Source organism: Solibacillus sp. FSL R7-0682, assembly GCF_038005985.1.
In the GTDB taxonomy this organism is placed as follows: Bacteria; Bacillota; Bacilli; order Bacillales_A; family Planococcaceae; genus Solibacillus.
Genome location: NZ_JBBOUI010000001.1, coordinates 2,278,610 through 2,291,600, shown reverse-complemented (window position 1 = coordinate 2,291,600; position 12,991 = coordinate 2,278,610). Strand labels below are relative to the sequence as shown.

Sequence of the window (12,991 nt, the reverse complement as noted above, 5' to 3'; positions counted from 1 at the left end):
AAAGGCTTCGGTTCTACGCAAAGAAACGACCTCCTCTGCGGATTAATAGTAAAAAGAAAGGTAGTCCAATAACTGAAACCAATGCAACAATCGGTGTTTCAAACGGAGCGTATAACGTGCGCCCAATAACGTCTACACTAACCATAAATATCGCACCAACTAAAATTGACATTGGAATAATCGCTCGATAATCTGCACCGACAAGTCCACGAACGATATGGGGAATCATTAACCCGATAAAGGCCAAGTTGCCAACAATTGCAACCGCCGTACCTGCTAGCACAACAACGACAACAAATAGTATCGTCTTAATTAAAAATGTTTTTTGGCCTAAACCAACAGCAACTTCTTCATTTAAGCTTAAAATTGTTAGTTGGCGACTAAAGCCGATACTTAAAAGCAACGCAACAATAACAAATGGTACAACAACTAATGCTTGCCACGTAACACCGATTAAACCTCCAGCAGTCCACATGGATACATCCTTAGACACTTTAAATAATATCCCTAATCCTTCTGCAAGCGCTTGTAAAAACATTGAAATAGCTGAACCTGCAAGTACGAGCTTTAATGGCGACATGCCACCTTTAGAGGAAGCACCTACACTATAAACGAGTACCATACCAATAGCAGCTCCTAGAAAGCAAGCAAGCATAATTGGAATATAGTTTAAGGATGGTAAAAAAATAATTGCTACTGTTAGCATTAAATTTGCACCTGCTGTCAAACCGAGTAAGCCTGGATCTGCAAGAGGATTACGTGTCATCCCTTGCATAATTGCACCTGCTACTGCTAAGGCTGCGCCAACGATAACCGCAGCAATAACGCGTGGAAAGCGAATTTCACGCAAAATACTTGCATGTTCACTACTATTATCTGACCAAATCGCATGCCATACATTGGAAAGAGAAGTATCTGCCGCACCAAATGATACGCCAAAAAACATCGTAAGCAATAACAGTGCGCTTGCAATAAATAGTTGAATAGATAGTGGGATTTTTTGAATCCTGCTCATAAACAATCACTTCCTATTGATAGTTTTATAGCGTATAAATGAAAGCTATAAAAGGGAAGACAAAGCCAAAATTGACTTTGTCTTCGAATACTTATGTTTAATTGTCAAAGACTACTCTAAAAATGCCTTACGGAAAACATTTAATTGGTAATCTAATGTGTAGGCATCATTAAAGTAGAAGCGGTTTGCATCTACAACAATCATTTTGCCATCCTTAACAGCAGGAATATTTTTGAAAGCTGCTGTATCCATAAATGAATTGTCTTGCTCTTCGAATTTACTTACGATTAAATAATCACCTGCGAAATCAGCAATTACTTCCGAAGATAGGGCATAATAGCCTGGCTCTAATGCTGTTTCTTTTACTTTTGCAGGCATTTCTAATTCCATAGCTTGATATAATAGCTCCGTACCACGGCCCCAATTTTCTCCGTAAACATAAATTTGCTTATTGAAGTTTTCAATTACGGATACAGTTGCATCAGCGCCAATTTTAGCCTTAATTTCTTTCCCTGTTTCCACTGCACGTTTTTCGAAATCAGCTACCCAATCTTTTGCTTCTTGTTCTTTATTAATAACTTTACCAACTTCAACAATTTGATCTAAATAGCTATACTCTCCGTATGTGAATAATACAGTTGGTGCGATTTCTTTTAACTTGTCAGCATTTTCAACAGTGTCTAAACCTAAAATTAAGTCTGGCTCAAGCTCGACGATTTTCTCGATTTCTTCATTTGATACTTCAATTGCATCTTTTAAATACTCATCAAATTCAGGATTTTGCATAGACCATGCATCTGCACCAACAGTTGGTACACCAAACGTTTTTAATGTACCGACAAAGCCGTATAGTACTACAACTCGCTTAGGATCTTTTGGTACTTCAATTTCTTCACCTTTTGACGTTGTGTATGTAATCGTATCAGACCCAACTCCACTGTTTGCAGTATCTTTCTCATCATTTGATGAACTACATGCTGCTAAAACCACAACAAATAACGCTATAATTGCAAATAACCAATTTTTCATCATTGCACCTACCTGTTTTTATTTGACTAAATTGTACGTAATACACATTGGCTTTTGTGTACGAGGATCTTCACCAATTACGGCATCAATCTGGAAAACTTTTTGTAGTACATCGGGTGTCATCACTTCAGCCGGTGTACCAGCTTTTACTAAAAGACCTTGCGACAAGGCAATTATATAGTCTGAGAAACGGGCTGCTTGATTTAAATCATGTAGCACCATGACAATTGTCCGTTGTTCTGTCGCATTCAGTGTTTGCAAAAGTTCCAATACTTCTAATTGATGTGCCATATCTAAATAAGTTGTTGGCTCGTCTAAAAAGATAATATTCGTTTCTTGTGCGAGTGCCATGGCGATCCAGACACGTTGACGTTGCCCACCTGATAGTGCGTCTACAGGTCGTTTTCGAAATTCAGCAGTATGGGTTACGTTTAATGCCCAATCAATGACTTCTTTATCTTTGTTTGTTAAATTACCAAAACCTTTTTGATAGGGAAAGCGACCGTATGATACAAGCTCTTCCACTAATAAGCCATTTGCACTTTCTGGACTTTGCGGTAAAATAGCGAGCTGTCTTGCTAAAGCTTTTGTATTCATCTTATGAATATTTTCACCGTCTAAAATAACGCTACCAGTATCATGTGGAATAATGCGGGTAATCGATTTTAATAATGTCGACTTTCCACAGCCATTCGAACCGACTATGGTTGTTATTTTTCCATCGGGGAACTGTATTGTTAAATCATGAACAATAGTTTGACCGTTATAACCTACACGTAGATTTTCAACACGTAATCGCATGGAAGCCCCTCCTTTCTATTTTCTAATTGAGAATGATAATCACATTCGCCATAAGCGTAATTATAATTGTTCTATACAATGTGTCAATAAAAATTTTAAAAAACAGTTAATTAATTTATTGACGGAAAAAAATAATAGGGTGAGTTGCTGGGAGTTTTCTAGATTAAAACGCTGTTAAATCAATCAACAAAACAGGTGAAAAACACCTTTCCATTGATATCACGATCCTAAGAAATCTGTGTATCAACAAAAGGTGTTTAGTGTTTACTTTGTGTTATAAAGTTAGCAAGGGGATTGTTTGATGAAATTAAGCGTTCTTTTTTGCTTTCGTGGACCGTTTTCTTGGCGCTGGCTTCTTCTTCGTTTTTTCCAATGACGCTTGAAGGGCAGACATGAGATCAGTTACATTATCGGGCAGGGGTTGTTTATCACTCGCAGTAACTGTGCCCGTACCTTCTGCTTTTTTCTCCTCGATTAATTGCATGAGAGCTGTACGATACTCATCTGTATATTTTGTAGGGTCAAACACAGTCGTTAATTGTTCAACTAACATTAATGCGGTATCAAGCTCTTTTTGGACAACCGTATCAATTTGTGGAATATTTGGAACGTCACTAACACTACGTACTTCGTCAGGAAAATGAATGACTTCCATTACTAAAGTGTCCTTATAAACACGCACTACTGCTAATTGTTCTTTCGCTCGAATTGTTATTTTTGCAACACCGATTTTACCAGATTCCTCTAATGTCTTTCGAAGTAATGCATACGCTTTTGCACCGGTTGTATCAGGAGATAAAAAGTAAGTCTTTTCAAAATAAATAGGGTCAATTTCTTCTAGTTTTACAAAATCGATAATCTCAACGGCTTTGTCTTCGGATTCTTTCCGCAAATTTTCTAAGTCTTCCTCATCTAATACGACAAATTTATTTTTCGTATATTCATAAGCTTTTACAATGTCTTCTTCTTTCACTTCTTTCTGGCAGCCTTCACACACTTTTTTATAGCTAATCGGTGTGTGGCATTCCTTATGAAGCTGTCGGAGCTTCACATCTTTATTTTCAGTAGCTGCATGTAGCTTTACTGGAATATTAACTAGACCAAAACTTATGCTACCTTTCCAAACAGTATGCAATATTGTCACCTCATTTTTCATTACTATGGTGCCAATTAAATATTTTTATGTATCGTTATGACAAAAAAACAAAAACTACTACTAAAAATGAAAGCGGGCAGTGTAATTTGAAACCAATGTTATTAACGGATTCAACTGAAATTCCAGTAGGGAATGGATGGTTATACGAAACAAAATATGATGGCTTTCGTTGTCTTTTAGCTTGGGAAAAAGGGGAGCAAAGGCCGGTTTTGAAAAGCCGAAACAACCATTTACTTAATCCAATGTTTCCAGAAATCATTCAATTTTGTGAGGATAATTACACGCATTTTGAACCATATTTACCGCTTTTACTAGATGGGGAATTGGTATATTTAACGAATAATTTTCAAAGTAATTTTTCTATTGTTCAAAAGCGAGGAAGAATGAAAAACGCTGAAAGCATTAAAACACATGCGAAAGCATTTCCTTGTCATTATATTGCGTTTGATTTGTTGAAATATGATGGCAAACTGAAAACAACTAGCCGTTTAAATACACGTAAGGAACTATTAACGGACTTATTTGAAACAATTGGACTTCCAAAAAGCATCAATTACAAAAATACGAAACGATTACAAGTCATTAATGTTTTTGAAGATGCTACATATTTATGGCAAAAAGTAAAAACGTATAATGGTGAAGGTATAATCGCAAAAAAAAGTACAAGTAAATGGCAAGAAGACACAAGGTCGAAAAATTGGTTGAAAATAAAACATTGGAAACATGTAATGGTTATTTTAACTAAATTTGATTCTACCAATCATTTTTTTCATGCTGCCATTTATAAAGAGGATGAATTAACAGAGGTCGTGACATTTAAACATGGTTTAAGTGAGGAAGAATCAAAAATCTTAATCCAACTGTTTAAAAAATATGGCACTTTACAAAAGGAAGGTGTGTGGGAACTTCCCGCATCCATATGCGTAACAGTCGCTTGTATTGATTTTGATGGTAGTAAGCTAAGGGAACCAAAATTTCATACATTCAACCATAACGTCTCACCTGAAACTTGTAATTGGCAACAAATGCAACGGCAATTACATCCAATACCAGAAAGTGTTGTCGTCACTCATCCAGATAAGCCTATTTTTAAAGCGAAGGGCCTTTCAAAAGATGACTACTTATTATATCTCCAAAAAATCGCACCCTATATGCTGCCTTTTTTACAGGACCGATTATTAACGGTTATTCGCTATCCACATGGAGTGCCAGGAGAGAGCTTTTATCAAAAAAACTATGAAAATATACCGGAATTTGTGCATACACATTTTGAGGGAAATACAAATTTTGCTGTATGTAACAATATCGAAACTTTGCTATGGCTTGGAAATCAACTCGCACTCGAATTTCATATTCCATTTCAGCCAATTCTTACCGAAATGCCAACGGAAATTGTGTTTGATTTAGATCCGCCATCTGTAGATGAATTTCATTTGGCAGTTCACGCCGCTTTAAAGATGAAAGTAATTTTTGATCAATTTCAGCTGAAATCTTTCATCAAAACCTCGGGGGGAAAGGGAATGCAAATTTATATTCCATTACCTATGAATAGATTCTCCTATGAAGAAACTGGCATTTTCACGGAGTTTGTATGCAAATTTTTAGTTCAACAATATCCCAATATGTTTACAATCGAACGACTTAAGAAGAACCGAGGAAATAAGTTGTATTTAGATTATGTACAGCATCGTGAAGGGAAAACGATTATCGCACCATATTCAACACGAGGAAATGAAAATGGGTTGGTTGCTACGCCTTTAAATTGGAAAGAAGTGAACGAGCAACTACGACCTGAGAAGTATACGATTCACTATGTCATGGAACGAATAGTTCAATTGGGAGACCCTTTTAATGACTTTAGAGAAATAGGAGAGAAGCAAGCTTTTCAATCGGTACTTAATCAATTAAAAGGTTTAAGTTAAAAATAATTCATTTTATAGGCAATGAAGGGTAATCATTGTTATACTAGTATATATTTAGAAAGAAATGAGGGATAAATATGGAATCAATCCAAGGTAAAGTTGCGCTTATTACTGGTGCTGGACGTGGTATAGGTAAAGCAACAAGTATTGCCTTAGCAAAAGAGGGAGTTCATATTGCATTGATTGGCCGTAGTCAAGCTAATGTAGATGCTGTAGCGAAAGAAATTGAAGGATATGGTGTTAAAACAATTGCCATTGCAGCAGATGTAACAAATCTACAACATATTGAAGAAGCGGTTACTAAAATTAATGATACACTAGGATCAATTGATATTTTAGTTAACAATGCAGGAATCTCAAAATTCGGGAAATTTTTAGATTTAACGCCGGAAGAATTTTTCAATATTATTAATGTAAATGTTATGGGTGTTTATAATGTAACGCGTGCGGTGCTACCACAAATGTTAGAGCGCAATGCCGGTGAGATTATTAATATTTCTTCAACGGCTGGTCAAAAGGGTGCTCCGATTACAAGTGCTTATTCGGCGTCAAAGGCAGCAGTAATTGGAATGAGTGAGTCTTTAATGATGGAAGTACGTAAATCGGATATTCGTGTTGTCACATTAACTCCAAGTACAGTCGCTACAGATATGGCAGTTGAGTTAAACTTAACAGATGGCAATCCAGAAAAAGTCATGCAAGCAGAAGATTTAGCAGAATTAATTGTCACAAGTGTAAAACTGCCGAAACGTGTCGTTTTAAAAACTGCTGGTTTATGGTCAAATAATCCATAATCGTAATTTTAAAAAATCAAAAAGCCGGTGAAATTTTATTTGTAAAATATCACCGGCTTTATAATGTATGAATAACAAATGGATTTGTGTGTATTAGACTTAAATAAAACCAATTCACCATTTACCCTGTTCGACCTTTGATTTCGTCATAGGCAGTATTAGGCAGTATTTAAACATTCATGTAGATCCATATCGTTTTTTGGAGCTAAGATAATTAAGTGACAACCACATCACCGATAATAATTTTTAAACTAAGGCTGACATTCCTACCGCTTGATTCTATTTCATTTAATATCAATTAAACTTACAAGGGCTTCTAATTAGAATCAGCGCTCGTTTTTCTTAAAGGGTCCGTATTGTTGAATAAGAAAATATTAAATATTATTGCTATCAATTATTTAATATTTTGTTTGTCATTCTTTTTTCTCCCCATGCACACATGATGTTTAGAACCTCTCTTAAAGACTCTCCTGTATTTGATAGTGAATACTCTACTTTAGGGGGTACTTGCTGATATACAAAACGATTAACGATTCCGTCTTTTTCTAACTCTCGTAATTGCTGTGTTAACATTTTCCTGAAGCTACTGAAGACTTAAAAAGGTTAGCATTTTCTGGACAATTGTCTTACATTGCGGGAAGGCCTGACCTTTCAACCATTAAACCCTTTTCTCTCTCTCCGTCCATACATGAGATAGCTCTAGGTGCTGCTCACACTAGTGGTTCCATTCGTGCGAAGAAAAACTTAAGCTTTATGGCTGAAGAATTAATGCAAAGAGTGAAAAAAGGAACGCTCAATCCGATGATAAATGAAGTTCTTCCTCGAGAAGAGTTGCCTTCTGGTTTGAAAAAACTAAAAGGACATCATGTTCGAGGGAAAATTATTGTTAGGATGCAACCAAATTTATAAAAATGTCAAGAAACTATTTTTATTAGTGAATTATTATTTAATGTCACACATTTAAAAATTAAAAGGATAAACTTCTGTATTACCTGGATTAGATAGTCAGAAAATAAGTAAAAGTTATAATATGGAAAGTGGAAGAGCAAATACTTAAGGTCTGTATCTATTATTTTCTTACGAATATGCTCTTTTGGGCTCTTTCTTTATTTTGCAATTTACCCAGTTCTACATTATCAAAGTAATCAATGAAATCATTCTTAAACCACACTTCGTTTGAATAAAATAATAAGAAGTATATTAGGGGATATTACAATATGAAAAAAACTTTGTCGCTAATTTTATCATTGGCTTTTATTTCAACTATTCTTTTGGGGTGCCAATCAGAGGAAGACAGTGAAAAATTGAAACTTAATGCAGAAGTAATAAAAGTTAGTATTTCAAATTCACAAGGAAATAGCGAAACCATTTTTGAAGATGATGCATCTATAGAAATTTTTAATACTATAATTACAAGTGGTGTAAAAATAAAGGGCTTCCCAATGATGGCAAATCCGGAGTTTTATATGGATGTTGTTTATGAAAATGAAAATAAACAAAGTTTTCATTTATGGATTGGTGAAAAAGGTGAAGAAAGCACAATAATGAAAATAGATGATACTCATAACATTTATACCATTTCAGAAAAGATGACAGATAAATGGTATGAGTTAATTGAATTACATATCCATTAAAAGTTCCTAAAAGAAAGGATAAAAAGCTGTGTTAGCTATAGAAAGGTGAATAATGAATAGTTTATTTTCATTAATTAGTGTAGCAAGAAAATTACCCGGATAGGGTTGGTAATGTGAACGATTATGTTAGAACGTGGAATAATCTTATATTAAATTGTAGTTTTGAAAATACATATAAAACTTCGTGGTCAAAAGCATTAGTATAATGATCATAATGTAATAGTTTATAACTTTAATGACGTTGCAAAATTATGTTTAAAGTATTAATTTTTCGGAGTATTACGAGCGTTGAAAAGATTAATTATCACTTCAGGTGTAACCCAAATTCTATTCCACGATTTCCGTCATCACGTATTATTCGAGGAAGATGCAAGTGGCGAAATTACAAAAGCCTACACGTATGATGATAACGGGCTTCCATTAACAATGACGTATAGTGGGAAAACTTACTACTACCTGACAAATTACCGTGGGGATGTACTATCTTTAACGGATGAAAGTGGGACAATCGTTGCTGAGTACACATACGACACATGGGGCAATATTTTAACGCAAGATAAATTAGATACACTTAATATCGCAAAAGAAAACCCTTACCGTTATGCAGGATATCGCTTTGATGAGGAAACGAAGCTAATGGCTCGGTATTATAACCTGGATACAGGGGTGTTTATGTCACTAGATCCGGTGCTTGGAAATAAACTAAACCCAATCACAATGAACGGCTATAATTATGTCAATAATAATCCGGTGATGATGGTGGATCCGGATGTATTCGGCTAAAAAACTAATGGCCAGTCTCAAATACGGTTTTAAGAAAGCTTTAGAAATTTTCATAGGAAAATGGTTCTCGGGAATTAGGGGAAACTATAATTCAAGTTACTTTGATTTTTGTCTTTGGCAGTATAGCCTTTGTTCGTTTAGCCAATACAGAGCAAAAAAGTCTAAAAGCATATACAAGTTATATAAAAAAAGTTGCAGGTAATTTTACTGGAACTTTGATAAAGACTGCAAAAAATCAGTTAATTAAGAGATTAGGAAGAACAGCTGCTTTAAAAATTATCGGAGGAGTGGCTGGTGTAGGCCTAAGTGAAGGAGTAGTTTTTACGTATAATCTGTCTTACTACGCAATTAAGTATTATCGAAATTGATAATACGAATTAAGAAAGGTGAAAAAGAGGTAAAATGTTACCGTTTAGCATAACTCTCATAATATTTGGTGTAATCCTTGCAATTATAGCTAAGAATATAGATCCATTTTTATTCTTCTTAATATTAGGATGTGCAGGTTTACTGTTTGAATTAACAAAATTTATATTTAAATCATTTGGAGTATCAGGGCTTACTAGCGCTCTAATGGGATTAATTGTTTCCTGCATTTTTTTATTAGCTACTAAGAAACTAACAAAAAAATTAAAAGTTTAAGAGTAAAAGTACGAAGGTACCAAACATCCGTTTTCATGATATTCGGCACACGCATGCATCGATTCTTATTTCAGAAGGTGTATATATCGTTAAAATTTCGAGGCGATTAGGTCATGCCAACCCTAAAATCACGTTAGAATTTTATGCACATTTATTGCCGAATGCAGATAATGACATTGCAGACATTTTTCACAATGCCCTCCAAAGTAACACTAACTAATTGGAAAAAATCTTGCGGACAAATTGCGGACAAATCATAAAAAAGATGTGAAAGACAGTAAGTCATTAAAAAAGAAAAAACTGTAAACGTTGATATATCAACGTTTACAGGCACTATAAATAATGGTCTCGACAAGTCTCGAACTTGCGACCCCCACCTTGTCGAATTTAAGCATCTCAGAGTATTCTTTGTAATTTCGTAAGCCTCAAAAATAAAAATATTAATAAATATATTAATAAATATTATTGATGAATCATATAATTTTAAAAATGAAGGAGGATTGTCATTATTTTATGATTTTTCCACTTCTTAGTTGCCTGTGATAAGCATACATAAGCGATTTCTAATAATAAATTTTATTGGAAAGCGTCTTATCACTAAATGCGAGGAGTTGGAAAAATGAAGAGAGCTATTTTGTCTTTCGTTTTGTTCGCTTCAACGTTTTTAATCCCATTCAGTAATGTAGGTGCTTCATCAGTTGTTGATGACATATTAATGCTTCAACCGGATGTATCGCAGGAACAATTGATGGCAGATGTTGAAAGTATCGTTTCAAATACTGGTATGACAGAGAATGAAGTATTGGACAAAATCTACAGCGAATTAAAAAACAATCAGGAAAAGGGAATGACAGAACAAGCAGCGTTACAAAAGAAGGGGAATTCGACTTTCGGAGGTTCAGGTGGAACGGTGAGTGTAGGGTCTAGTACAAAAGGGAATTTCTATTATACACCGTCAGAAACAGCTTACTTAGATCATGGCCATGTCGGCTTATATTATGCAACTACAACAATTGTTGAGTCTGTACCATCCGATGGCGTGCGACAAATTTCTACAACTGCGCGTAAGGTAGATAGTTCGGGTGCTGTTGTTAAATCTGTCTCAACATCTACTACAAACCGGAATAATGCGGCAAATTGGGCATATTCTCAAATTGGGCAATCGTATTCATATAATTTCGCGACAAATCGCTTAACAGGTCACGATGGAGCAAAAAACTGTTCAAAGTTAATTTGGTCGGCTTATAAGCTACATGGAAATTTAGATTTGGATGTGGATGGGGGTCTTGGTGTTTATCCTAGAGACGTCCGTGATGCTCCCGGTACTGTTTTAGTAAGAAATATATAATCTCTTGTAAGATCGTCTTTAATTCGTTAGAGACGATCTTCTTTATGGAGGTGTTTTTTTGAAGAAAATGATTTATATTGGAAGCATTGTCCTTATAGCGATTTTAGTATTCAGTCTATTGTTGTTTCGATTTAGTGTAAAGGAAGAATTCTCAATTATTACTGCAGAAAGCATTAATAAGGATGTACTAAATAATACGAAGGCAATTATTTATTTTTCAACGACTGCAGATCAAGATTATGATAATAAAGGCGTAAGCTATGCTGTTTTTGTTCAAAAAAATCATATGTTAAAAGTATTTCCAATGAATGGATTGGAATTAGGTAGTATAGCAATAGGTAATGATCAACTATTATTAGAGGATAAAAATTCATTTCATCTTGTTGATGATGAAATGAAACAGTTTCATTTAGAGGAAGCTCAATATACAGGGGAGAGAACGGGCTACCTTCCAAAGCAAGATATCTTCTTTAGCATTTATAATACAGGCTTTAATTCGGGTGGGTATCAATCGGACGTGCGTTATGGTACTTCGGATGGAATTAAAACGGGAAGTATTCCGCATTATATTGTTGCTTCAGGTGTAAACGCTGACCGTGTAAACATTTTGACACAAGATTTTGAAAAGAATATATATACATTACAAGAGGTGTTTATTGAAGAAGATATTGAAGTAAAGGAAATTAGCGTTCTTCAAAATGCTTCTCCAGAAAATATGCAAGCTTTAGCGCCGATTTTAGCGGATAAAAATTTTTATTATTTAATTTTATCGACGATTGAAAGTGAGACAAATGAATCTGTAGGCATTTATCGAATAAATAAAATAACTCGGAAACAAGATTATTTTGAATTCATTAAATATGAAAACACTGATTTAACTGCAACAATTCCGTACAATTATAAAAACTCTGCAACGATCTATGAAGAGAAGTTGTATTATATTAATGGGTTAGGGGAAGTGTATTCCTTTGATTTGCAAACAAATGATATTATTCGAGAATTTGAAATTGACCATGCAAGTAAGTCAAAGGTTCGGAATAATGAAGAGACTTATTTTTATGAAAATCAACTATATGTATTAAGGTATCAACAAAATACGCGGTCAGATTATTCCTTAGAAACGTATTCACTTCAGCAGGGGAAACGAACGGACGTTTTTGATATTTTGGCTTTGGATAAAGTGTTACAGTTTAAGAATAATAAACGGGTGTATTCCTATGATTTAAAGGTGTTACACTAACAAATAATTTGTAAATACGACAAACGTGTTTGGCTGTTTCAACAGCAGCACGTTTTTTCTATCTGTTTTAAGCCATTCTTTTGCTCAAATTTTAATTTTTCTAAAAAATTTAGGCGACTATTAATGAATTTCTTTGTGAAAAAGGGTAAACTAGTATCATACTATAAATAAAAGGGGGACTGCCGATGGTGACCGGTCAGTTAGAGCGAGCATTCCAATTAGCGGAAAAATTTAAGCTCGACGTAAGCACAATTTTAGAATTGAATAAAATTATTGAAAAGGAGGTCAATAGCTCTCCTAAAAAAGAAGAACAAATTTTAACACAGCTTCTTCACATTTTGGAAAATAACAAAACAATCCTTAAGGAGGCCACGTAGGAATTGGGAAAAACAATTGAACTTTACGATGATTTAGACACATTTGATTAAAGGCGCTACTCAGCAGATGAAATACGAGTAGCGCCTTTTATGTTGCCTTTTTTTCTTCGGGAAGATTGAATTATACTTACTCAAAATTATTTTAATCAATGAATGGATTCTATATTTTTTTCTGTTAGCTTTGTTCTTTTGATTATTTGATTAAACTGATAATTCTCTGTATGATCAAGCCAATTCTGTAAGTCCTGAA

At 34.5% G+C, this 12,991-nt stretch carries 13 protein-coding genes and 2 pseudogenes; 9 read left to right on the top strand and 6 right to left on the bottom strand.

The genetic code is table 11. The annotated features are described in order from the left end of the window. Positions 1-13: 13 nt before the first annotated feature. The 4 genes from MKZ17_RS11670 to ku form a co-directional block, all read right to left on the bottom strand. Positions 14-1,015 (bottom strand): FecCD family ABC transporter permease, encoded by a 1,002-nt coding sequence (locus tag MKZ17_RS11670; protein ID WP_340723905.1) that lies wholly within the window; start codon positions 1,013-1,015, stop codon positions 14-16. A 111-nt stretch (positions 1,016-1,126) separates the two neighbouring features. Next, complete coding sequence (locus tag MKZ17_RS11665; protein ID WP_340723904.1) at positions 1,127-2,044, bottom strand: iron-hydroxamate ABC transporter substrate-binding protein; 918 nt, start codon at positions 2,042-2,044, stop codon at positions 1,127-1,129. Positions 2,045-2,062: 18 nt separating this feature from the next. Then, positions 2,063-2,845, bottom strand: coding sequence for an ABC transporter ATP-binding protein (locus tag MKZ17_RS11660; protein WP_340723903.1), 783 nt, complete (start codon positions 2,843-2,845; stop codon positions 2,063-2,065). A gap of 307 nt (positions 2,846-3,152) precedes the next feature. Beyond that, positions 3,153-3,980, bottom strand: coding sequence for a non-homologous end joining protein Ku (gene ku, locus MKZ17_RS11655; protein ID WP_340723902.1), 828 nt, complete (start codon positions 3,978-3,980; stop codon positions 3,153-3,155). 107 nt (positions 3,981-4,087) lie between these two features. On the opposite strand from ku, the gene MKZ17_RS11650 reads away from it, so the two are divergent. Beyond that, positions 4,088-5,923, top strand: coding sequence for a DNA ligase D (locus MKZ17_RS11650; RefSeq protein ID WP_340723901.1), 1,836 nt, complete (start codon positions 4,088-4,090; stop codon positions 5,921-5,923). Positions 5,924-6,000: 77 nt separating this feature from the next. After that, entirely contained in the window at positions 6,001-6,717 is a 717-nt protein-coding gene (locus MKZ17_RS11645; protein ID WP_340723900.1) for a 3-ketoacyl-ACP reductase, read from the top strand. Positions 6,718-7,107: 390 nt separating this feature from the next. Here MKZ17_RS11645 and MKZ17_RS11640 read toward each other — a convergent pair. Beyond that, a pseudogene (locus MKZ17_RS11640) lies at positions 7,108-7,296 on the bottom strand (winged helix-turn-helix transcriptional regulator); the annotation flags it as partial. A 42-nt stretch (positions 7,297-7,338) separates the two neighbouring features. On the opposite strand from MKZ17_RS11640, the gene MKZ17_RS11635 reads away from it, so the two are divergent. The 3 genes from MKZ17_RS11635 to MKZ17_RS11625 all read left to right on the top strand — a co-directional run bounded on the left by MKZ17_RS11635 (position 7,339) and on the right by MKZ17_RS11625 (position 9,134). Next, positions 7,339-7,626, top strand: a complete 288-nt coding sequence (locus MKZ17_RS11635; RefSeq protein WP_340723899.1) for a zinc-binding dehydrogenase — start codon at positions 7,339-7,341, stop codon at positions 7,624-7,626. Positions 7,627-7,934: 308 nt separating this feature from the next. Beyond that, the gene (locus MKZ17_RS11630; RefSeq protein ID WP_340723898.1) at positions 7,935-8,351 is read left to right on the top strand and encodes a hypothetical protein; all 417 of its coding nucleotides are present in this window, start codon (positions 7,935-7,937) and stop codon (positions 8,349-8,351) included. 288 nt (positions 8,352-8,639) lie between these two features. After that, positions 8,640-9,134 carry an RHS repeat-associated core domain-containing protein gene (locus tag MKZ17_RS11625; protein WP_340723897.1) on the top strand — a complete coding sequence of 165 codons (495 nt, stop codon included), beginning with the start codon at positions 8,640-8,642 and terminating at the stop codon, positions 9,132-9,134. A 377-nt stretch (positions 9,135-9,511) separates the two neighbouring features. On the opposite strand, the gene MKZ17_RS11620 is transcribed toward MKZ17_RS11625, so the two are convergent. After that, positions 9,512-9,730: a hypothetical protein gene (locus MKZ17_RS11620; RefSeq protein ID WP_340723896.1), complete on the bottom strand. Its 219-nt coding sequence runs from the start codon at positions 9,728-9,730 to the stop codon at positions 9,512-9,514. A gap of 68 nt (positions 9,731-9,798) precedes the next feature. Between MKZ17_RS11620 and MKZ17_RS11615 the strand changes: the two are divergent. The 4 genes and pseudogenes from MKZ17_RS11615 to MKZ17_RS11600 all read left to right on the top strand — a co-directional run. Next, positions 9,799-9,996: pseudogene (locus tag MKZ17_RS11615) on the top strand (tyrosine-type recombinase/integrase); the annotation flags it as partial. 399 nt (positions 9,997-10,395) lie between these two features. Further along, positions 10,396-11,124, top strand: a complete 729-nt coding sequence (locus MKZ17_RS11610) for a YiiX/YebB-like N1pC/P60 family cysteine hydrolase (RefSeq protein WP_340723895.1) — start codon at positions 10,396-10,398, stop codon at positions 11,122-11,124. A 58-nt stretch (positions 11,125-11,182) separates the two neighbouring features. Next, entirely contained in the window at positions 11,183-12,364 is a 1,182-nt protein-coding gene (locus MKZ17_RS11605) for a hypothetical protein (protein ID WP_340723894.1), read from the top strand. Positions 12,365-12,549: 185 nt separating this feature from the next. After that, entirely contained in the window at positions 12,550-12,741 is a 192-nt protein-coding gene (locus tag MKZ17_RS11600) for an ABC transporter permease (RefSeq protein ID WP_340723893.1), read from the top strand. Positions 12,742-12,991: the final 250 nt, after the last annotated feature.